Raw genomic sequence first — 21,261 nt, 5'->3', positions numbered from 1 at the left:
CCGTTGCTGCCGTGAGGGTCCACTCACCCGCCGGCCCCAACGGCCGCGGCAACAGAGGCTGCGTCATCTGCCACGACTTTCCATCCGGCGTTGACTAATTGCTCCATCTCAGCAGGTTCGAGTCCAGTGGAGACGGCCACCTTCGCGTGGGGCCAACTCAGCGAGAGCGGAACCCCCTCCTCGGTTTCCGCCCCCACTGTCGGGACAGGAACATCGGCTGCCAGCAGCGTCAGCAACAACGCGCGCTCACCTTGGTTTGCTTGAGCCCAAGCAGCCCGCCACTCCGAAGGGAGGTCATCGGAGTCCTGGATCTGGGGCGCGTCTGAAGACGCACGTTCCGATGCCGACGAGCCGAGCAGGGTGGAGAGCAGCTCGGCAGCGCGGCCACGAGACAGCACGTCATGGTCGCGTTGATTGCTGAAGCTCCGCAGACATCCGTAGCACGACGTCTCCGGTCCACACTCACAGTTCTCGACACGGCCCAAGGCCGCGCGCAGGACCTTCGGCAGATTCTGGGCGACCAACAGGACGTGCCCTGCTCCACCCGGAACCGTGTCGAACAACGACACGGACCAAGCGTTCATCCCCGTCGGCGACAAGGTTCCGCCGATGTCATCGCGGGCGATCTCCAAGGACTCGCTGGCGGCCTCCACAATGGCGTACAGAACAGACTTCCACGTGTCCTTGTCGTCCGACAGTCCAGCGGAGAACGCGAGGTCGAGCAGGTCAGTCTCGTATGTGTGCGCCAGATCCAAGCGGTCGGCCGGCCCTGTACACGGCTTGCCCGTGACCGGGCTCGTGTGAGATCCCGGTGGCCTTCTCGGGTGTTCGGCGCATGGCGCACCGTAACCACACCATTGACAGATCCAGAACCCCATCCCGGACGGCCCGTCGGCGATCGCGACCATACGTCCCCGCGGGCCCTGGCTGACGGTGATCTGCCCCCCATCCAAGGCCAACACGGATTCCGTCGCCTCCGCTGATTGGGCGAGCACGTGGACAGATCCGCTCCAGAACTGCTGGGGAGGACGACTGCCGGGCCGGGTCGTCTCGGGATCCGCAACGAATCCGAACTCCGGAACTGTCAGCGTGCGCTGCATCCGCGTCGACTCGGTCCCACATCGATCGCAGATGGGATCGACCTCGCCGTGGGAGCGACGGAATGAGCCGCACCCTTCACACACTCGGTACTTGAACGATTCGGGCTCCCGCCCCGGCATCCGGTATACCCCGCGTGAAGTCCAAACCCGCCCACCGGCAACGATCTGGGAACCCGGCGCGTATTCGTGGATCGCCCGGGAGAGGTCCCTGCTGAGCTCCACCAACTTGCCCACGTTGTGCTCGGACCTGCCATAGTTCGTGCGGAGTTCGACAGAATCGACCGGGAACCCGTACTTGGGCAAGACGTTGTGGTTGGACAGGTATCCCAGCAACTCGCGCTTGTGCAGCGTGGCGACCACCTTGCTGTAGCGCTGCGCGAGACCGTAGTTCCCCGCGGCTGCGGCCGCGACTTCCAGCTCTTTGAGAGCCTGGACGTCATTTTCAAGTTCTTCACGAGTCTGCTTCAGGAGATCAAGCAGTTCTGTTACCCAATCTCCGCCCTCAATGTCGAGGCGTTGAGCGACCGAACGCGGGACCACGCGGAGCAATGAGTCGGTGAGTGCGCTGGGAACCACCTTGAGGAACTGCTCGACCAAGGTGACCGGTGGAACCTCGTGTTGGTTCCCGTCAAGGAAGAACTCCCCTGCCGTGCGGGCAATGCGCAAAGTCTCCTCGAAATACCAGCGGAAGAACGCGGCCAACGTCACTGAGTGGACGTGGCGGCGGTCAATGCGCTCATTGGTCAGCGGGACATACGGCGAACGCACCGAACCGGACATCATCACCTCGGGAGCTGCGAACCTGCTCAGGTCGTGGGAGCGGCGCTGAGCATAGGTAACCACCAGGGCAGCAGCACCGGCGCGACGACCCGCACGCCCCGCCCGCTGCAGGTAGTTGGCAGTCGTCGGTGGCATGTTTCGTAGGAGCACCGCTTGTAATTCTCCCACGTCGACGCCCAACTCGAACGTGGTCGAGCACGACAAGGCGTTGACCTGGCCGGTGACGAACTTCTGCTGAATCGCTGCAGCTTCGCGACCTGTCCACTGTGCCGTGTGTTCCAGCGCCGTGAGCTTGGCCGGGCGCATCGCCCGGTACAGGTTCCGGTAGTGGTCCGCCTCATTCTCCATCGCCGGTGGAGCGAACTTCACCAGCGTTCCTTCGCAACCGAGGGCAGGGCACACAGCCCGCACCGACACCGGCGTCGTACGGCGACACACCGAGCAACGGTAGACCGGGGCTGCCCCCGTGACCCACCTCAGACGCACAGCTCCGTGATCCACCTGCTGCACCGTCCCCTGTTTGGGTTCGTTAGTGGTGCGCAACCAATCCACTTGGCTGTTGGGAGCCGTGAGGATTCGCCAGACACCTTCAAGAACCATTGCCGGGTCCACTTGTTGGTCAAGGGCCCGCAGCACTCTCCGCACATAGTCGATGCGCCGATTCGTTCCCTTGCCCGGAAGCCAGGACAACACCTTCTTGCCAGGCTCCGGGCCTTCTCCACGCACGAAGATCGGCCCCAGTCGGGGTGCGAAGATATCGTCGTTCGGCGCCACCTGCTCCGGCATGGAGACCACGCCCTGTTGACGCAGACTTCGGACCAGTTCCTGAATCAGGTCCCACGCTTCATCGGGGGACAGGCCGAGCTGCACCAGAGGAGCCGGCGCCACCCAAGCAGGGTTCCTGATGAGTTCGATACTCACGAGTCCCAACCCTTCCAACGACTGGCGATCGTCCGTGCTGAGGATCTCGGCCATCAACCACGGAGCGACGTGGCGTGTCTGCTTCTGGGCCGACGCGTTCCATTCGAACTCCCCGGCGTTCTCGGCTACCTTTCGCAGGTGGAAGAGCAGGTCCTCCACGCCCACCGGATCATCTGTCGTTCCGGCCTGGACCAAGCTCTGACTCAGCAGCCGACGACGGCGAACTCGGGCGTAGGAATCTTCGAGATAGGGCGCGAAGTAGGCAGCTGCCTGCCTGCTGTCGCTGAACATCAGCAGCTTGTGGTCGGTCACCGTCAAGGGCACATCAGGCGCGCTGAGGTTCTGGTACAGCGAGGTGGCGATCACGGCACCGCTGGCGTCCGCGCCCGACTGAAGCCCCCGGACAGTTCCCTGGCCACGCGCACCGCACACCAAGCAACCCGCGACTTCCTCGCCCTGTCGCTTGAGTCGCCGGACCAGTCTCACCTCGGTCGAGGAGCACTCAGGGGACGGGCACGTCCCAGAGCCCGGAGCTCCGAGCGCTCCACACATGACGCACAGAGCAAACGCTTCACTCTCAAGCAGGAACACATCGGAGGCGACGGCCTCCTCGTCCTCGTCAACGTTTCCGTCCGGATCGCCGAGGACCAACCAGGTGGGACGCTGGCTGGCTCTGGGCGGGAAGAAGAAGTCCTGAGTACCGACCTTCTCTACTGACCCAGCCAAGTGGACGGAGCCGCACCGGGTGCACGAACCCACTTCGAACATGCGCGCAGCGCAGTCCGGGCAGTTCTCGTGTCGTGCCAGCTGCACGTGGGGGCCTGACGTGCCCAAGCACGTGAAAGCCCCTTCGGTGGCCCGTAGGAAGAGGTGATAACGAGCTGATAGGGGGGTCGTTCCATCGTGTCGACGCAGTGCGCTCCCAAGTTGAACCAGCGCGGCCAGACCGGCCTCGGCTTCATCGCTGTCACCGAACACCCGTCTGGCCACCGTCCTGATCGGCTGGGGACCCTCTGTCAAGATACGGCGCACTTCGGCAAGGCTCTGCTCGTTCACCAGGACGTCAGCGGCGGTCTCGCCGACTGCGCCGTGCGCTTCAGCCTTGGCCAGAACCGCTGACTCAGGGTCGGCACTGGCGGCTATCTGGACACACTCGAGGGCAGACAGTGGCCCCCAGAACGGCCCGTTGGGGAGGCCTACTCGACGCGCAAGGATCAGGTCCTGCCGCTCGGGGTCGCCCTCTCGCCACTCGAAGGGTTCGCCGAAGAGGTTCGTGGCGAAGGTCGTCACGGTCGAAGGGTCGGTGTCGCCGCCAACCGTCGCGGACGTGGCGATGCACTGAATCGCCCGCCCTGGAGCCACTCGATCCCGGACACGGCGCAACAACATGGCAACTTCGGCGCCCTGAGTGCCGTCGTAGACGTGCGCTTCATCGACGACGATGAAGCGCCAACTGTTGCCGTCACCGAAGAGCTCGAAGTCCAAGGGCCGAAGCAACAAGTACTCGAGCATCGCGTAGTTCGTCAGCAAGAAGTGCGGAGGCGCATCTCGGATCTCCTGGCGGCTGAGGATCTCGTTCGGCAGGATCGGCTCGCCGATGTTGAGGTCCGCGAACTTCTCGCGGGCCTTGATGGGGTCCTGCTCGGTCTCTCCGGTGTACCGACCGAAGGTGATGTCCGGGTACTGCGCAAGCAGCTGTCGCAGGCGTTTCATCTGGTCATTCGCCAGTGCATTCATCGGGTATAGGAGAAGCGCTCGTACGCCGGGTCCGAGGGTCCCTGCCTCCTTCTCGCGCACAAGCGAGTCAAGGATCGGCAAGAGGAACGACTCTGTCTTACCGGATCCGGTCCCCGTGGCAACGACCACGTTCCGCCCGGCTCCAACCTTGCGGACGGAACTCTCCTGATGGGCGTACAGAGGCCGGTCAAACGGCAGGGCGGCACTGGCCATATCAGCGAACCCGGGGGTGAGAACACCCTCATCGATGAGGTCCTGGAGCGTGGCTCGGGGAGCGTAAGGAGGCGTGGCCTCCAAGAAAGGCCCCTTGTCCAAAAGCGGGCTCGTCTCGATCGCGTGGGTGAGCGCCGCACCCATCTTCGCGTCGCGGACCGCCAGGAGCGACCTCAGGTACCGCCGGTAGGTGCTAGTGATGTCATGGGAGGCACCGACGGCGTCGATAGAGGGGTTCACAAGGCTTCCTCGAGATCTGGGAGGGACGGAGGGTTGATCATCAACTCGGCGAGAATCAGGTCCGCTGCGACCAAGTCCGGACATGCGCGCACGATCTGGGACCAGGCTCGCCGGTGGGCGTCGATCCAACCCGCCGCCGTTGCACTGCCGTGGGCGGCGTGCCGTGCGCCGCACGCGAAGGCCATCGAAAGTTGTGGAATCGTGCGCCATGAGGTGGGATTCGTCGGGTGACTTCGTGCATCCACGGCTAAAGCAGAGTCCGGATCGCCGACACGCGTGAACAGGACGCGCGCCTGGGCCAGAAGCTTCTCGGCGGGCGGAATGACGAGGCCCAAATTATGGTCATGTCGTGTCTTCAAGAACTCGAAGGTCGCGAGCCGACGCGACTCAGGATCGACGACCCCTTGAGGGACGAAGGCGGCGACGGACTCGAGGGCAGCACGAACGTCTGGGCCAGACGAGTCGTAGAGGTCATGACTCGGTCCTAAGGCACTGATTTGAGGAGCGGGGTCCTTCCCCAGCGCAGCGAGCCGCAGAAGATCTCCACCACTGACCACTGCCTCCTCAATTGCTTGTTGATGGGCAGCGGGATCCACCGCACCAAGCAGAAGCACCGACATCACCAGACTCTGCCTCGACCAGTCCAAGTCTGCGACTTGCACCGGGGCACCCTGGACCGGAGCCGCGGCGAGCTTGGAATCGATCAACACCTGGAGTCGCTCAGCCGCATCAAGGGCCGAGGAGGTGAGCGCGATGAGGGAACTGGACACATCCATCGCCAGCAAACGCGCCAACTCGCCTTGCTTTCGCGTCCGCTCACGTACTTGCATCTGGTCGAGGCGTGCCAACGTAGACCAGACCCGTCCCAGGTCCTTGAGGTCAGACGGCACTGGACCCATGTCTGCCAGGTAGGCCGACAAAGCTGTTTCTTCGGTATCTGCACTGATCAGATGCCCATCGTCGTAAACGATCGTGGCCTCACCGGGCTGCGCCCACGCCGGGACCGGCTCAGGCAGCCACGGGTCCTCCACCCGAACGCTCACGACGAGGGGCCCGGCCTGGACGAGTTCGGCGGGCAGTGACGCGTGGCCATCGGAGACGGGAATCTGCACTCCCGAACGCCAGGGAGCACGCGTCGCATACGCGATCACGGTGAGACCAGCCAAGTTGACACAGTCATCGAGGACGATGACACCATCTGTAATCCGGAGTCCACTGAACAACCGGTGAGGGCGGATGTTCGCGATCTCCAGGATGCCCTCAGGGTCAACACAAAGTCTCAACTGCGGGTGGGCCAACATCGTGTCGGTGATCTTGCGTAGATCGAATCGATGCAGTCCGTGTCGAGCGTCGGCGCCCGGCTCCACGACCTGCAGTCGTTCTTTGCCGTCGAACACGTGTAGGAGCGGAGCCGCCGATGCCCCGACCGAAAGAATCAGCACGCCAGGCTCTGCGGCCAGGTCCTCGGTGTATAACAGCGGCGGTTGAACCGTTGGGCCTGTCACCCCCTGAGTCGACTGGTGCGTGACGGACATGTGGGCGGGCTCCACCGAGAGATGCAGGGAGTCAGCGCCGCGGGTGATGGCGATGCTGCTCTTCACGGTGTGCGAGTCCAACGAAAGCGACGCGGAGTCACAGTGCATGGCCTCGTTGACGTCGATGCGGACCTCACAGGGCACGAGGCCGCCCTGCACCTGGAACCGCCGCCAGACGGGAGAAAAGGTCGGGGTCAGGCCTTCCACAATGACCAGATCACGGGAGGCGCTGCGTCCCCATGGCCCACGGACCTTGAGCGCGTAGGCCCCAAAGAGGGGGCGGGGTATTTCGCTCCAGATTTGATCAGGATCCGTCAAACCAACACGACGGGCCAGGAGTTCCCCTCGCCCGTTGACGATACTGACCTCCCATGTCACATCGGGACCCAGCTCTGGGGGTAGATCGATGTGAGGTGGCGCCGTGAACACCGGATCACCTGTGCGGGTTCGTACGCCACCGATGGGAGTGGGCACGACGATCCGCGCTGAATGGGCACGGCGCACGGGGTGCGCCTTCGCGCTGTCGCCATGAGAGATCGAGGTGACGTGGGTCAGGTCAACCTGGATGAGGGACCAACCCACCCAGCCCGGAGGCAGGGATGCCTCCGTGAGCACGTGCAAGGTGCCGGTCACCGATAGATCGTCCCTCTGGCCGGGGAAGAGCAACCAAGCTGTCGAAACCCGCCAAGGCACTCCGGGAACGAGTTGGGTGCCTTCCTCGTCAAAAGCGAGGAGGGGGTCGCGTTCATCAACGACCGGCAGCGTGACCGCCAAGTGCCCGTGACTCTCCAGAGCGGCGCTAACGCTTCGCACCGGAGCACGAACTGATACATCCGTTGGTGGGGCAGGCTCTCCGGAGCCCGGCCACAGGGCCTTCGTCGCTACTCGCTGGCGTACGCCATCCATGCCGACGACCCAGTTGGCTGTACCGTCTGGTGCCTCACTCACGGCGGGGAGCCGCAGAAGCAGACCCCGACCGAAGGGGTCGAGGAACAATCGCGGGTGTCGGTCAGCGCCTGCATTCAGCCCTGAGGCAGAACGACGCGACCTGCGCGCGATCGAGCCAGCTTGCGCCAGCTCCAGCGCAGCCTGACGGAACCTGTCAGGCAGAGGAACCTCGTCAAGGTTCCCTCCCACCGAAGCAATGTCCAAGAGGTCGAAAACACGGTCCACGACGTCGACAGCAAACTCCCCGCCATACTTGAGGAAGCGCGCGACGGGCTTGTCGACGTGAGGGAGAGGGCGGGACGAAGCCCACGCCACGAACGCATCAGCACTGAGCCCTGGGGTCCGCCGTCGCCGTTCTTCCACGAGGGTGAAGAAGTCCGGCAAGCAGTACGTGGGCACCCCGGAGTGCAACAGGATGCGACCCACGTACGTACTGCCCGCATCGTCCACGTCTTCGAACCTGGGGAGCCCCAACTGTTCGAGATTGTGCAAGAACGCCTGACCCCACGCTCTTTGGAACTGTTGATCTTGGGCGACCCCCGCGAGCTCTGACAGGCGCGGCCAGAATGTGCCGTTGCTGTAGTGCTCCGTCGCCACCAGCACGGTGGACATCACGTGAACCGCCGGCCAGCGGCGAAGCCATCCCTCGGCCCTGCCTTTGGGGTTGAGAACCCGGTACCCTTGGCCGAGCACGCCCAACGCCTGCTCGGTGAACTCCGGATTCACGTCACACTCGGCGATGAGTGAGACGGCTGCCGCCTTCCGTGACCAGGACTCCTCCCGGTGATTTAGAAGTTCGACCGGCCTCATGACCTCGCCGTCCGCGGACATGCTCTCTCCCTGCGTCACGCTGCCTTGTGTAGTTGCATCATGTATGAAAGTGCCGACAACTTTCACCGTTATGAGCGGCCAGCTAGAAAACCGGGCGCACGCAACTCGCCCTTTGGAGGACGGGTGCACTTCTCGGGCATGTCATCGACCCTGCTCATGTGGGTCGACTTCGCTACTCATCGATGGTCGTTGACGGCTCTCGAACCTGCCCCACTAATCCGCCTTCTCGCCCTCCCGATCACCCGGCACGCATGCTACGAAAGTTCGTAGGGGCAGTGACGTTTCAGGCTCACTTTCCAGCGATTTAGCGGTTGTTGGTGGTTGTTGATGGGGGCGGTTCGGGTGCACGGTGGTGTGAAGATTTACCGGGGGTCGGCGGCAGCGGCGCGGCACTACGTCGAGGCTGACCGGTCGCGCGCCGATGACTACTACCTGGCCGAGGGCAGCGGCCTCGCGATGCGGTTTGTCGCTGACTCGGACGGCCTCGACCGGCGACCCGACATGGACGGCCCGACCTACGAGCGCTGGGTCGCTGGATTCGAGGTCGAGGCCGGCGAGCCGAAGGGGCGCCTGCGGAACGATGACCAGGCGGTGCGGTTTGTCGAGGTCTCGGTCAACGGGCCGAAGACGTGGTCGCTCGCCGCGGCTCTTCATCCTGAGGTCGCCACTGCCTACGACGCAGCCCAACTGGCCGCAGCCCAGGAGATCATCGGCTGGCTCGCCTCCCATGCAACAACACGGATGGGCCCGCGCGGGCGTCAGGTGCAGGTGCCGGTGGAGCAGATGGAGGCGGCCGTCATCCGCCACTTCACCTCCCGGGCCGGCGACCCGCACCGTCATCTACACCTGCAGATCAACGCCCGCGTGTTCGCCGAGGACACCTGGCGGGGCCTGCACACCGTCGGCGTGCGCGACAGCCTGGACGCGATCAACGGGATCGGGCACGCGGCCGTCATGACCCACCCCGCGTTCCGGAAAGCGCTGGCCGCACACGGGCTGACCCTCGACCCGGAGACCGGCGAGGTCCGCGAGCTCGCGCCCTACGTCGGGGCATTCAGCGCGCGGGCGCGGCAGATCGAGTCCAACATCGACACCTACGAAGCACAGTGGCGCTCGGACCATCCGGGTGAGGAACCCGGGCCGGCCTTGCGGCAAGCGTGGGATCGGCGTGCGTGGGCGGACGCCCGCCCTGACAAGGTCGTGCCAACCTCCGGTGAGGCGCTGCGCGAGCGCTGGGTCGACGAGCTTCACGAGCTCGGCTACCCGAAGCACCACACTCCGACGATGGCCCCGATGCTGCTGAGGCCCGGAACCCTGGACCGCGACGCCCTGGTGGAGGTGGCACTGGTGCGGTTGGGTGCGCGGCGGTCGGCGTGGAACGCCGCCGATGCGCGCGGCGAGGTCGAGCAGTTGATCGCCGCCACGGGCGGAGTCATCGACGCGGCCGTACGGCGCGAGCTGGCCGAGGACCTGACTGAACGCGTCGTAACCGCTTCGCGTCCCCTGCTCGATCGCACCGACAGTCCCGAGCACGTGCGTGCCCTGACGTCACGCGAGGTGCAGGCCGTGGAGCACGAGATCGTCGACCGGATCACCCACCGCGCGGAGGCGCAGTCGATCACGATCGTCGAGGGCGCGGCCGGCGCCGGCAAGACCTCCCGGCTGACCGCGACGCGACAGGCCGTCGAGGCGGACGGTCACCAGATGATGTTGGTCAGCCCGACCCGCAAGGCGGCGCAGGTCGCCGCGGGCGAGGTCGGCACGGTCGCCCACTCCGTGGCGTGGCTGTTGCACCAGCACGGCTACCGCTGGGACGAGGACGGCCGGTGGACTCGGCTGCCTGCCGATCCGATGCCGTCGGCCAGGCTGCATCCCCGTGACGTGCTGGTGGTCGACGAGGCCGGGATGCTCGACCAGGACACCGCACGTGCCCTGCTCCGCCTCGCCGACGAGTGCCGGGCCACGGTGCTGCTCGTAGGTGACCGGCACCAGCTCCCCGCCGTCGGTCGTGGCGGCGTCCTCGACCTCGCCGTCCGCTACGCGCCGGATCGGGTCACCCAGCTCGACGGCGTCCGCCGCTTCACCGATCCCGCCTACGCCTCGCTGTCGCTGCGGATGCGCACTGGAGAGAAGCCCGGCGAAGTGTTCGACGAACTCCTGCGCCGGGGCGAGATCGTGGTGTACCCCAGCGACGTCGAGCGCCAGGCAGCCCTGACCGCCCGGGCGACCTTCGGCGATCTGGTGGTCGCCGACACGCGCGAGCAGGTCGCGAGGATCAACGCGCTGGCCCATCGGGTCAGGCGGGACAACCGCGAGGTCACCGACCGTGTCGTCACGTCCTCGGGTGAGCGGATCGGCGTCGGCGACACGGTGGCGACCCGTCGTAACGACCACGACGCGGATGTCGCCAACCGTGAGACCTGGACCGTGCTCACCTGCGACGGGGCGGGCCTCACCGTTGGCGGCGCATCCGGTCGGCGGGTCCTCCCGCCGGAGTACGTGCTCCGCCACGTCGAGCTCGCCTACGCCACCACCGCCTACGGCGCGCAGGGCTCGACCGTGCCGGTCTCGCACGTCATCGTCGGCGAGCACACCGGCGCGGCCTCGGCCTACGTCGGCATGACTCGCGGTAGGGAGCGCAACGTCGCCCACCTCGTCGCCGCTTCGGTCGAGGACGCCCGCCAGCAGTGGGTCGAGGTGTTCGGTCGCGACCGCGCCGACCTCGGCCCAACCCACGCCCGCGCCGCGGCGGCCGAGGCCATCGACCGGTACGGGCCGAAGGCGCCGCCGCAGTACATCGGGCGCCAGCGTCCAGCGCGGCCGCACCTGTCCGAGCCCGCGAACCCGCCGTCGTTCACGACGTCGGCGCCTGGACTCGACCTCTGATGCGTGTGCATGCAGCGGGATGTCCGCCCACGTCGCGAACTGTCCCAGTCGGGGAAAACGACTGTCATCCGAGGGTTGACGGGCAACGCGAGGTCGGCGCATTGTCGAAGGATGGAGTGTGACGTCGAGGTGATCCGAACGTTGATCGGAGACGTCCACGGCGGGCCCGAGTTGAAGCGAACTGACGTTTATGCAGGTCACGCCGGTGATGCCGAATCGGCGGCACCGTAAACAGCGTTTCCGCAGGTCGTGGGCGGCGGTGGCGAATCGCCCGCACCGTAAGCACGCAGTTTCCGCAGGTCACCCCGGTGCCGGCGAATCGCCGGCACCGTGGGCCGGCTCTTCCTCATGTCGCTGCGATGGCCCGACGAACCGCGCTGACCTGACCGCGGAACCCGCTGCGCACCTTCCTGGCGAGAGGCCACCAGCACTCGTTGCGACGTGTCCCCTCACCCGTCCAATCGTCGGCAATCGCCGACCGACGCCAGGAGGCACCCATGACCAGACACCACCCCTCCCCCGACGTACCGTTCCCCGAGCGGCACGACGACGACCTGCTCACCCTCGATGAGGTCGCAGAGATCCTGCATACTCCGGAGAACACGCTTCGCTGGTGGCGCCAGACCGGCACCGGCCCGGAGTTCTTCAAGCTCGGTCGCCGGCTCTTCACCACCGTCGGCGACGTGCGCCACTGGATTCGTCGACAGCGGCTCGCCTCGGCGCCCGTCGGCCGGATCCGGAAGGTGGACTGATGTCCATGTCCACGACCGACGACGACCCCCGCCACGTCTTCCTCTCCGCCGGCGACGTCCTGCGTCGCTACGGCTGGGGCAAGACCCGCGGCTACCAGAACCTCAAGGACCGCGAGATGATCCCGCCGCCCGTCGTCCGGCACCCCGACCGCTGGCGCCTCGACCAGCTGATGGCCTGGGAGGAACGGCAACTGAAACTCGCGGAGGCCACGCTGAACGCGCGCGAGCCCGCAGGATCTCGGTCGAACATCACCGACCTGCTCCCCCAGCCGAAGCGACGCCGCCGACCTGCGTAGACCAAGTCGAGACGCAATTCTCTCCGACTTGATTTCGACCTCAGGGCCACGAAGCCGGACCCGGCCTCAATGGCGTGTAGACGAGGTTCCATCACGATGATCAAGATCATCACGACGAGGACCAGCACCAGGAACAAGACCAGTCTCATCGACCGACCGTCCAAAGTTTTCTCCTGCGGGTGTCACAACTATACCGTTTTCGGTATAGTTGTGACATGGCCACCGGGACAAAGTATCGCGCGATCGTGCGCGACATCGCGCTTGATCAATACGGCTACGTCACTACACGCGACGCGGTCGAGGCAGACGTGCCGGCGATCGAACTCCCCAAACTCGCCGCGCGCGGCGGGCTCGAGAATGTCGCCTACGGCTTGTACCGCGTGCCTGACATGCTCCCCACCCAGTACGACCAGTTCGCAGAAGCGCTCCTGCGTGCCGGCGAAGGTGCATTCCTCCACGGCGAATCGGTGCTGGCCCTCTTCGGGCTGGCCGACGTCAATCCGCGGCGCATCAGGGTCGGCGTCCGCAGACGAACACGGGTGACCCTGCCCCCGTGGATCGAGCTGACCCAGGTGAAGGACGACGTCACGACCACTCAATACGAAGGCTTGGAGTCGCAGACGATGGCTGACGCCATCTTGGCGTGCCGGGGACGGATCGTGAACGAGCGCTTGGTTGACGCAGCCAAGGAGGCCCGCAACGCAGGACTGCTGACCGGCGCCGAGTGGCGGCGCGTCAGGCGAGAGCTCCGGCCGTGACCCACTCCACCCCACCGGCAAATGTCCGGTCGCTGGACCAGCGCATCCGCAATATCGAGGGCAGTGATGGGCTCGTCCTCCGACGACGCGTTGCCATGTCCTTGGTGATCGTCGGTCAATTGCTGCCCGAGGGAGCCGTCAAGGGCGGGAGTGCGATGGCGCTGCGCTACGGACGAGAAACGCGCTTCACCCAAGATCTGGACGCCGCGCGAGTGAGACCCCTTGCTCGATTCCGCAGCGAGTTCGAGGACTCGCTCGCCACCGGTTGGGCGGGTTTCACCGGACGACTGATCGAGAAGGCCCCTCCACGGCCGCCTGCGATTCCCACCGCGTACGTCATGCAACCGTTCGAGGTGAAGCTCAGCTACCGCAGCAAGTCGTGGTGCACGGTGAAGTTCGAGCTGGGACACAACGAGATCGGTGACGCCGAGGAGCCGGAGTTCCATCTTGCGGAGGATCTGGCCCTGCTCTTCACGGAGGTCGGGCTAGAGGCGCCACAACCCGTCCCCGTGATGCGAGCCGACCACCAAATCGCGCAGAAGTTTCATGCCCTCACCTCGGAGGGAAGCGACCGAGCCCACGACCTCGTCGACCTCCAGCTTCTGAGCAGGAGCGAAGACCTCGACCTGTGCCAAATCAAGGCCACGTGCGCTCGGCTCTTCACGTACCGGCGCCAACAGTCCTGGCCACCAGTCGTCACCCCCGGCCCAGCGTGGGACACCCTGTACGACGCCGCAGCGGAGGACGTGGAGTCGCTTCCCAACGTCGAAGCCGCCGTCGCCTGGGTGAACGACTTCATCGAGACGATCGACGAAGCGGAGGCACCGCCGAAGACGTCGTCGTGACGCTGGCCTGATCCCTTCCCGGAGGCCGGCGTGAAGACGATGCGCGCCGCAACCTGAGGAGAGTCGAGGAGTTGCCTAGTGTTCGCAGCCGTGGCGGGAGCTGACATCCGACGAACGCGTCGCCCCTGGCTTCGCGTGGTCCGATCCGAGCGACACACGTGTTCCCGCCGAACTCCTCGCCGAAGAGGGCGTTCACCCGATCGACGGTGTCACTGACAAGGTCCAGCGACTAGGCAGCGACGCACTATCGGCGCTCGTTGAGGACGTCGTATAGAACATTGAAACGATCGAATGACGCACCATTCAATCTTTCGAAAGAAACGAAACCTCGTTACGCTTTCTTCGAAAGAAGGAGACATCATGGCCGCGCAGCCACTCGACCAGCAGACCTACGTGCCGACGGCTGAGGACAAGGTCGCCGAGGTGCTGAGTTTCATCAAGGCGCACGAGGATGCCCGCGGCAGCCGTCCAGCTGACCGTTACTTCCTGGCGGGCCCGGGCGAGGGCGATCAGGTTGAACTTCCCGAGTCCGTCTACAGCGCCCTGCTGCAAGTCGTCGAAGCCATGGCCCTCGGCAAGGCTGTCTCAGTCGCTCCGCAGAACACGCTGCTCACGACGCAACAGGCCGCCGACCTGCTCGGGGTCAGCCGGCCCACGGTGATCAAGTTGATCGACTCAGGTGAGCTTCCCGCAGAGACGCCCGGCACTCGCCGTCGGATGATCAAGCTTGATGACGTGCTCGCATGCAAGTCCCGCCGCCGCGAGGCCCAGTACGCGCTGTTGATGGAGATGGCCGTCGAGGACTTTTACGCCACCGACGATGCACCGGAGGTGACGGCCGAACAGGTCGATCGCGTCCGGGCCGCGATCGCGGCCCGTCGTCAGACTCGGCCCCGCAACTGACAGGATCGGCAGGCTCGTCGATGCGTCCGAAACGATCCGGCCTTTCCTCGCCGCCGGGTAGCGGACGAAGCCACGGGAAACCTGCGGCCTTCGTACTTGGAGGTCCGCGCGACGTGTTAAGAAGTACGTCAATCCTTAACATGTCGCCAGAACGTGTTAAGTCCCTCGACAGTTCAGACGCCGGCGCCGTGGCCCCTCCGGTCTCCCCTCTATCTGGCCACGAGAGCGTCACGACGGCGGTACTCGCGCCCGTGGCCGTTGGCTCCGTCGAACGGCATCAGTGTGACCGGGGCGAACTTGCTTGCCGACCTCCTCGGTTCCGGCCTTGGAGGCCGACCCATCAGCAGAAGTTGAGTGGATTCTTTTGATAGGCACATGGCTACTCAACGTGGGGGAGAGCGAAGCCTTCGACAGCCGAGTGATACACGAGAGTGATACACGAGGGCCCGAAAGTGGCGATATTCGACGAAATCGTGTGAAACTGGGCATCCAAGAAAAACCTTAAAATCAAAGCAAAATCGCGACTTCGACGTGAGATTCCACGAGGCGCTTACCCTGATGGCACCAGTGACAGGCGGCGTACCCGACGCTCAGCAGGATCGGCAGGTCCCGGCGCTCGGCCTCGGCCAGCGCCGCCGGGCTCCACTCCCACCAGTCGACCGGGTTGTCGGCGTGCTGGAGCAGGTACGGCGACTGGGACTGAGCGAGTCGGTTGGCCACGCATTCACGCTACCCGGGCAGGCGGTGAGCCGTCAGTCTGCGGCGAGCGCCTCCTCCTCCAGGTTGATCAGCAGCAGTTCTGCCGCATCCTTCGGGCCGTCAACGGCGAGTTGACGGACCTCGTAGTCGAAGTCGGACGTCCGCGAAGGGCGACCGGGGGCTCGGTCGTCGGTGAAGTGGATGCGGCCCTCGATGACCTCGGCCGATTCGGACAGGGCGACCACCGCTTCGATCGTGAGGATCGGACCGTGGTCATCGACACGCTGCACCCCGACCAGCAGCTCGCGCAGCGTCCTGAACTCGGCGGCGAGGTCTCGTCCAGCCATCAGTTCCCCGTCTCCGAACAGGTCAGGCGGTACAGCACGTGGTGTCGCAGCGGGCTGTCCGGCGGGACGGCGGGGTGGTCGAAGTCGTCGGCCGGGTCGCGCGTCAGGCCGAGTCGCTCCATCACCGCGCGGGAGCGGAGGTTGCCGGCGGCCGTGAACGAGACGATCTCGTCCAGGCCCAGGACGTCGAAGCCGTGTCGGACCGCGGCCGTCGCGGCCTCGGTGGCGTACCCGTGGCCCCACGCCCACCGGGCCAGCCGCCAACCGACCTCGACCGTCGGGTTTCCAGAAACCAGGGCGGCGACGGTCGGCGGCACCGGGTTGAGACCGGTGAACCCGGCGAAGCGACCGTCGTCGGTCTCGACCGCCCACAGGCCCCAACCGTGTGCGTCGAGGTGGGCGGTGATGCGCTCGACCATGGCGTCGCTGGCGGCCCGGTCCAGCGCAGCCGGGAAGTGCTCCATGACCTCGGGGTCGGTGTTCAGTGCGGCGAACAGCTCACGATCGCTCTCGCGCCAGCGACGGAGGATCAGTCGCTCGGTCTGCAACTCGGCCATGTCAGTCCGCGTACTCGGGCGGCCACACGACGCGGAAGCGCTCGAACACGGTCGGCAGCGCGTCGACGTCGGTCACGTGCGGAAGGCGCCGGCGGAAGAAGCCCCGGTGGGCGTCCAGCCACCAGTCGCGGGTGCGGTCGCCCTCACCTTCGTCCCAGGCGAACGCGTCGTCCACCGAGTCGAGCCGACCGATGCGGATCTCGGTGGTGCGCAGGACGGCCACGGCCACGTCACGACCGTCGAGCAGCACCCAGTGCGCGCCGTCCGGCGGCACGCCCTCCTCGACGGGAGCGGCGGTGGCGCGCTTCGTCCCGGCGAGCACCAACTGCGCGAGGTCCTCGGCCATCTCCACGGAGTCACCGAAGGGCTCGACCTCCGGCTGCTCGCCGGCGTGCTCGGGGTGCGCCGCGACGAAGTCCTGCCAGAGGCGCGGCAACCCGGTCATCGAGCCGGCGGGTCGTCCTCGGGACGCTGGACGTCTTGGTCCTCGCCCTCCCACGGCTGACGGGCCTTCTTGGCCATCTTCGTGAACGACCACAGCAGCAGGCCCACGACGATGCACAGGCCGAGCGTGTAGAGGCCGGCGAGCCAGCCGATCGACTGGTTGCCCTTCGGGTCGATCTCCTGGGCGGCGATCACCGCGAGATCCAGCATGGTCACACCAGCAGCCTAGTCCTGCTCGTGACCGCACCACTGGTCGGCCGGGACCGCGGCCCTGACCTGGTCGACGTGCTCACCACAACCGCGCCACGTCGTCTTGCCGCACTGCTTGCAGGGGACCGGAGAGCACATGGGCCGCATCCTCACTTGTCGATCGAACTGCTGACCTCAGGAGCCTAACGATCCCCACGAAGCACGGGCAGACCACTGGGGTGGTGGGACCGTCCCGAACGGGGTACAGAGGGTGCATGAGCACCAACACGCGACTCGTCAAGACCACTCCCGAACGCGTGTGGGAGGTCCTGGCCGACGGCTGGTTGTACCCGCTGTGGGTCGTGGGCGCCTCGCGCATGCGCGACGTCGACACCACCTGGCCGGAGGTCGGGTCGAAGCTGCACCACTCCGTCGGCACCTGGCCCCTGCTCATCGACGACCACACCGAGGTGCTGGAGATGGAGCCGGGCCGCCTGATCAAGCTGCACGCCCGGGCGTGGCCCGCCGGGGCGGCCGAGGTCCTGATCACCCTCGAGCCGCAGGGCTCCGGCACGAACGTGTCCATCACCGAGACGGCCGTGAGCGGTCCCGCGGCCATGATCCCCCCGCCCCTTGAGGCGCTCCCGCTGAAGTGGCGCAACACCGAGACGCTCCGCCGACTGGCGTTCATCGCCGAGCGTCGCGAGATGCCGACGCCGTGACCACCGAGTCGATGACCTTCGACGCCATCGTCATCGGCGCCGGGCCGAACGGGCTCGTGGCCGCCAACCACCTCATCGACGCCGGCTGGTCCGTGCTCGTGATCGAGGAGCAGCCCACGGTGGGTGGCGCGGTCCGCAGCGACAACGACGTGCACCCCGACTTCGTGCACGACACCTTCAGCACGTTCTACCCGCTTGCCGCGGCGTCCCGCACGATCCAGAACCTTCACCTCGAGGACTACGGCCTGGTGTGGCGCCACGCCCCCGCCGTGCTCGGACACCCCGGCCACGACGGCGCGTGGGCCATGCTGCACCGCGACCGCGACATCACCGCCGGGCTGATGGACCAGCAGCATGCCGGCGACGGCGCCGCGTGGCTCGAGCTGTGTGCGCTGTGGGACGAGATCGGCGACGCCCTCATCACGGGCCTGCTCACCCCGTTCCCCCCGGTGAGGGGTGGACTCGGACTGCTCCGGCACCTGCCGAAGGTGGGCGGCATCGACTTCGTGAAGATGCTGCTGAGCCCTGTCATCGACATGGCCGACACCCGCTTCGGCGGGCCCGCCCCCGGCGTTCTGCTGGCCGGCAACGCCGGCCACGCCGACATCCCCCTCAACGCCCCGGGCTCGGGCCTCATGGGCCTGATGATGACGATGATGGGCCAGACCGTGGGATTCCCCGTGCCCGAGGGCGGCGCAGGCATGCTGACCCAGTCGCTCGCGCGCCGGGTCGAGGACCGCGGCGGCCTGGTGCAGACGTCCACCCGGGTCGCGCACATCGACGTGACCAACGGCCGCGCCACCGGCGTGCGCACCGCCGACGGCACTCCGTACGGGGCCACCCGCGCGGTCGTCGCCGACGTGCTCGCCCCGGCGCTCTACGGCGACCTGCTCGATCCCGGCGACGTCCCCGCCAAGGTCCACCAGCGGATGCGGCACTTCCAACTCGACCCGGGCACGGTCAAGGTCGACTGGGCGCTCGACGGGCCGATCCCGTGGGCGTCGGCCCCGCCGTACGACCCGGGCACGTTCCACGTGGCCGACACGCGGCACCAGATGGCCGAGGCCCTCCAGCAGGTGCACGCCGGCTACGTGCCCGCGTCGCCGTTCCTGCTGGCCGGTCAGATGACCACCACCGACCCCACCCGGTCGCCCGCGGGCACCGAGTCGGTCTGGGCCTACACGCACGTCCCGCAGAAGACCATCGGCGACGCCGGTGACGGCACCGTGCGCGGTGTGTGGGACCACGACGACGCCGAGCGCTTCGCCGACCGCATGCAGGACCGGATCGAGAGGCTCGCTCCCGGCTTCGGCTCGCGCATCATGGCCCGGCGCGTCCTGGGGCCGCACGACCTGGAGGCCCGCGACGCCAACCTCTCCGGCGGCGCCATCAACGGCGGCACGGCCCAGATGCACCAGGAGCTGTTCTTCCGCCCGATCCCCGGCCTGGGGCGTGCCGAGACGCCGATCTCGGGGCTCTACCTGGGCTCGGCGTCGGCGCACCCCGGAGGAGGGGTGCACGGGGCGCCCGGCATGAACGCCGCCCGCGCGGCGCTGGCGCACGGCCGGATCGACAAGGTCGTCTCGCCGGTGCGCGGTTGGGCCCGCTCGCTGCGCCGCTGAGTCAGCGCAGGCCGGCGAAGAGGTCGTCCTCGGGCAGCTCCGAGTCGACGAACGACGTCACGAGCTCCCAGTCCTCGGTGGGCCAGGCCTCCTCCTGCACCTGGTGCGGCACGGCGAACCAGAACCCGTTGGGGTCGATCTGGGTGGCGTGCGCGATCAGGGCCCGGTCGCGGACGTGGAAGTACTCGGCACACGGCACCCGCGTGGTCATGCGCTTCTCGTGCTCGGGGTCGATCTCGCGCTTCTCGAGCCAGTCCTTGTACGGCGACTCGAGGCCGTGACGCTCCATCGCAGCGTTGATCGCCTCGATGCGGGCCCGCGACCAGCCGTGGTGGTAGTAGAGCTTCTTGACCTGCCACGCCTCGCCCAGCTCGGGGTAGCGCTCGGGATCGGCGGCCGCCTCGAAGGCGTACACGCTGACCTCGTGGCACTTGATGTGGTCGGGGTGCGGGTAGCCGCCGTTCTCGTCGTACGTGGTGAGGACGTGCGGACGGAACGAGCGGATCAGGCGCACCAGCGGGGCGGCGGCCTCCTCGATCGGCACCAGCGCGAAGCAGTCGTCGGGGAGCGGCGGCTTCGGGTTGCCCTCCGGCCAGCCGGAGTCGATGAAGCCGAGCCAGTCCTGGGTGACGCCCAGGATCTCGCGCGCCTTGTCCATCTCCTCGCGGCGGATCTCGGCGATGAGCTCGGGGTTCTCGAGGATCCCCGGGTGCTCGAACGCCGGGTTCAGGATCGATCCGCGCTCGCCACCGGTACACGTGACGACGTGGACGTCGACCCCCTCGGCGACGTACTTGGCCGTGGAGGCCGCACCCTTGCTCGACTCGTCGTCGGGGTGGGCATGCACGTGCATCAGGCGGAGCTTGTCGGTTGCCTCGTTCTCGACCACGACGCCCAGTCTTCCACGCCCCTGAGACACTGGATGTCGTGACCGATCTCGACGCCCGCTACGGCCGCCACCGCCGCCCCACCCCGAAGTGGCTGTGGCCCCTCGTCGCGACCATCGGGATCACCATCGGCGTCGCCTGGGCGGCCTGGGCCTCGTGGACCGACGTGCCCGTCCACCAGGCCCGCGTCCACTCCTACGAGGTCGTCGACGAGCGCACCACCAAGGTCGACCTCGAGATCTTCCGCGACGAGCCCGTCGCCCTCAGCTGCCGCGTCTTCGCCCAGTCGCAGGACAAGGTCGTCGTCGGCGAGAAGACCATCGAGGTCCCGGCCTCCGACCGCGACGTCCGCGTCGTCGGCGAGATCCGCACCGAGCGGCGTGCGGTCACCGCCGTTCTGGACTCCTGCGAACCGGTGTGATGCTGTAGACTCGAGGTTTCACCCCGGGAGGTCCCGGGGTGCTCGTACGTAGTGAGGAGAACAGCCATGTCGACTGAGACTGAGACCATCTGGGTCACCCAGGAGGCCTACGACCGACTCGTCGCCGAGCTCAACCGCCTCAAGAACGAGGTCCTGCCCGACATCACCCAGAAGATCGCGAACGCGCGCGAAGAGGGTGACCTCAAGGAGAACGGCGGTTACCACGCCGCCCGCGAGGAGCAGGGCAAGACCGACGCGCAGATCCGCCAGCTCGAGGACCGGCTCCGCCGGGCCGAGGTCGGCGAGGTCCCGGCCGACGACGGTCTCGTCGAGGCCGGCATGAAGGTCACCATCCGCTTCCAGGGCGACTCCGACACCGAGACGTTCCTGCTCGGCTCGCGCGAGCTGCTCAGCATGGACTCCTCGGTCGACCTCGACGTCTACTCCCCCACGTCGCCGCTCGGTGTGGCCATCATGGGCAAGTCCGCCGGCGACTCGGTCTCCTACGAGACCCCCAACGGCAAGACCATCACCGTCGAGATCGTCGAGGCCAAGCCCTTCTGATCCCGGCCGCCACTCGTCGAGTGGCGCAGATTCGCCCGCCACTCGACGAGTGGCGGGCCTTTTT

Annotated in this window: 17 protein-coding genes and 2 pseudogenes; 10 read left to right on the top strand and 9 right to left on the bottom strand. The window is 66.7% G+C overall.

The genetic code is table 11. From position 1 onward, the window contains the following. Positions 1-23 precede the first annotated feature (23 nt). Both AFL01nite_RS09315 and AFL01nite_RS09310 read right to left on the bottom strand, forming a co-directional pair. Positions 24-4,751 (bottom strand): DEAD/DEAH box helicase family protein, encoded by a 4,728-nt coding sequence (locus tag AFL01nite_RS09315; protein WP_246119669.1) that lies wholly within the window; start codon positions 4,749-4,751, stop codon positions 24-26. A gap of 236 nt (positions 4,752-4,987) precedes the next feature. Next, on the bottom strand, positions 4,988-8,323 hold the full coding sequence (locus tag AFL01nite_RS09310) for a hypothetical protein (protein ID WP_146827405.1): 3,336 nt from the start codon (positions 8,321-8,323) through the stop codon (positions 4,988-4,990). Between the two features lie 336 nt (positions 8,324-8,659). Here AFL01nite_RS09310 and mobF point away from each other — a divergent pair, with 336 nt between their 5' ends. The 6 genes from mobF (at position 8,660) to AFL01nite_RS09280 (ending at position 14,745) form a co-directional block, all read left to right on the top strand. Continuing rightward, entirely contained in the window at positions 8,660-11,191 is a 2,532-nt protein-coding gene (gene mobF, locus AFL01nite_RS09305) for a MobF family relaxase (RefSeq protein ID WP_186813884.1), read from the top strand. Positions 11,192-11,688: 497 nt separating this feature from the next. Next, entirely contained in the window at positions 11,689-11,943 is a 255-nt protein-coding gene (locus AFL01nite_RS09300; protein WP_146827403.1) for a helix-turn-helix domain-containing protein, read from the top strand. A 5-nt stretch (positions 11,944-11,948) separates the two neighbouring features. Further along, complete coding sequence (locus AFL01nite_RS09295; RefSeq protein WP_246119663.1) at positions 11,949-12,239, top strand: hypothetical protein; 291 nt, start codon at positions 11,949-11,951, stop codon at positions 12,237-12,239. Between the two features lie 215 nt (positions 12,240-12,454). After that, the gene (locus AFL01nite_RS09290; protein WP_146827401.1) at positions 12,455-12,997 is read left to right on the top strand and encodes a type IV toxin-antitoxin system AbiEi family antitoxin domain-containing protein; all 543 of its coding nucleotides are present in this window, start codon (positions 12,455-12,457) and stop codon (positions 12,995-12,997) included. After that, complete coding sequence (locus AFL01nite_RS09285; protein WP_222593474.1) at positions 12,994-13,842, top strand: nucleotidyl transferase AbiEii/AbiGii toxin family protein; 849 nt, start codon at positions 12,994-12,996, stop codon at positions 13,840-13,842. Before AFL01nite_RS09290 ends, AFL01nite_RS09285 begins: the two co-directional genes overlap by 4 nt. Before the next feature lie 360 nt (positions 13,843-14,202). Beyond that, entirely contained in the window at positions 14,203-14,745 is a 543-nt protein-coding gene (locus AFL01nite_RS09280) for a helix-turn-helix domain-containing protein (RefSeq protein WP_146827400.1), read from the top strand. Between the two features lie 519 nt (positions 14,746-15,264). Here AFL01nite_RS09280 and AFL01nite_RS09275 read toward each other — a convergent pair. The 6 genes and pseudogenes from AFL01nite_RS09275 to AFL01nite_RS15715 all read right to left on the bottom strand — a co-directional run. Beyond that, positions 15,265-15,465 (bottom strand): annotated as a pseudogene (locus AFL01nite_RS09275) (DUF255 domain-containing protein); the annotation flags it as partial. A gap of 32 nt (positions 15,466-15,497) precedes the next feature. Continuing rightward, complete coding sequence (locus tag AFL01nite_RS09270; RefSeq protein ID WP_146827399.1) at positions 15,498-15,791, bottom strand: hypothetical protein; 294 nt, start codon at positions 15,789-15,791, stop codon at positions 15,498-15,500. Beyond that, on the bottom strand, positions 15,791-16,348 hold the full coding sequence (locus AFL01nite_RS09265; protein WP_146827398.1) for a GNAT family N-acetyltransferase: 558 nt from the start codon (positions 16,346-16,348) through the stop codon (positions 15,791-15,793). Before AFL01nite_RS09265 ends, AFL01nite_RS09270 begins: the two co-directional genes overlap by 1 nt. Position 16,349: 1 nt before the next feature. Continuing rightward, positions 16,350-16,793: an ASCH domain-containing protein gene (locus AFL01nite_RS09260; protein WP_146827397.1), complete on the bottom strand. Its 444-nt coding sequence runs from the start codon at positions 16,791-16,793 to the stop codon at positions 16,350-16,352. Next, on the bottom strand, positions 16,790-17,008 hold the full coding sequence (locus AFL01nite_RS09255) for a hypothetical protein (protein ID WP_146827396.1): 219 nt from the start codon (positions 17,006-17,008) through the stop codon (positions 16,790-16,792). Before AFL01nite_RS09255 ends, AFL01nite_RS09260 begins: the two co-directional genes overlap by 4 nt. 27 nt (positions 17,009-17,035) lie before the next feature. Beyond that, a pseudogene (locus tag AFL01nite_RS15715) lies at positions 17,036-17,140 on the bottom strand (DUF8730 family Cys-rich protein); the annotation flags it as partial. Between the two features lie 116 nt (positions 17,141-17,256). Between AFL01nite_RS15715 and AFL01nite_RS09250 the strand changes: the two are divergent. Both AFL01nite_RS09250 and AFL01nite_RS09245 read left to right on the top strand, forming a co-directional pair. Beyond that, positions 17,257-17,703 (top strand): SRPBCC family protein, encoded by a 447-nt coding sequence (locus tag AFL01nite_RS09250; protein WP_146827395.1) that lies wholly within the window; start codon positions 17,257-17,259, stop codon positions 17,701-17,703. Next, entirely contained in the window at positions 17,700-19,325 is a 1,626-nt protein-coding gene (locus tag AFL01nite_RS09245) for a phytoene desaturase family protein (RefSeq protein WP_246119662.1), read from the top strand. The genes AFL01nite_RS09250 and AFL01nite_RS09245 overlap by 4 nt, the downstream gene beginning before the upstream one ends. A gap of 1 nt (position 19,326) precedes the next feature. On the opposite strand, the gene mca is transcribed toward AFL01nite_RS09245, so the two are convergent. After that, the gene (gene mca / locus AFL01nite_RS09240) at positions 19,327-20,178 is read right to left on the bottom strand and encodes a mycothiol conjugate amidase Mca (protein WP_146827493.1); all 852 of its coding nucleotides are present in this window, start codon (positions 20,176-20,178) and stop codon (positions 19,327-19,329) included. Positions 20,179-20,252: 74 nt separating this feature from the next. Here mca and AFL01nite_RS09235 point away from each other — a divergent pair, with 74 nt between their 5' ends. Both AFL01nite_RS09235 and greA read left to right on the top strand, forming a co-directional pair. Continuing rightward, positions 20,253-20,633 (top strand): DUF4307 domain-containing protein, encoded by a 381-nt coding sequence (locus tag AFL01nite_RS09235; protein WP_186813883.1) that lies wholly within the window; start codon positions 20,253-20,255, stop codon positions 20,631-20,633. A gap of 66 nt (positions 20,634-20,699) precedes the next feature. Continuing rightward, positions 20,700-21,197: a transcription elongation factor GreA gene (greA, locus tag AFL01nite_RS09230; RefSeq protein WP_146827393.1), complete on the top strand. Its 498-nt coding sequence runs from the start codon at positions 20,700-20,702 to the stop codon at positions 21,195-21,197. Positions 21,198-21,261 lie beyond the last annotated feature (64 nt).

It is taken from the genome of Aeromicrobium flavum (assembly GCF_007992115.1).
GTDB classification, from domain to species: Bacteria; Actinomycetota; Actinomycetes; order Propionibacteriales; family Nocardioidaceae; genus Aeromicrobium; species Aeromicrobium flavum.
This window is presented reverse-complemented; position numbering and strand designations above follow the sequence as displayed.

Coding starts and splice junctions, on each gene's coding strand:
- AFL01nite_RS09295 (WP_246119663.1), top strand. CDS start 11,949: ATGTCCACGACCGACGACGACCCCCGCCACGTCTTCCTCTCCGCCGGC.
- AFL01nite_RS09250 (WP_146827395.1), top strand. CDS start 17,257: ATGAGCACCAACACGCGACTCGTCAAGACCACTCCCGAACGCGTGTGG.
- AFL01nite_RS09300 (WP_146827403.1), top strand. CDS start 11,689: ATGACCAGACACCACCCCTCCCCCGACGTACCGTTCCCCGAGCGGCAC.
- AFL01nite_RS09260 (WP_146827397.1), bottom strand. CDS start 16,793: ATGACCGGGTTGCCGCGCCTCTGGCAGGACTTCGTCGCGGCGCACCCC.
- mca (WP_146827493.1), bottom strand. CDS start 20,178: ATGCACGTGCATGCCCACCCCGACGACGAGTCGAGCAAGGGTGCGGCC.
- AFL01nite_RS09315 (WP_246119669.1), bottom strand. CDS start 4,751: ATGGCCAGTGCCGCCCTGCCGTTTGACCGGCCTCTGTACGCCCATCAG.
- AFL01nite_RS09265 (WP_146827398.1), bottom strand. CDS start 16,348: ATGGCCGAGTTGCAGACCGAGCGACTGATCCTCCGTCGCTGGCGCGAG.
- AFL01nite_RS09280 (WP_146827400.1), top strand. CDS start 14,203: ATGGCCGCGCAGCCACTCGACCAGCAGACCTACGTGCCGACGGCTGAG.
- AFL01nite_RS09290 (WP_146827401.1), top strand. CDS start 12,455: ATGGCCACCGGGACAAAGTATCGCGCGATCGTGCGCGACATCGCGCTT.
- AFL01nite_RS09270 (WP_146827399.1), bottom strand. CDS start 15,791: ATGGCTGGACGAGACCTCGCCGCCGAGTTCAGGACGCTGCGCGAGCTG.
- greA (WP_146827393.1), top strand. CDS start 20,700: ATGTCGACTGAGACTGAGACCATCTGGGTCACCCAGGAGGCCTACGAC.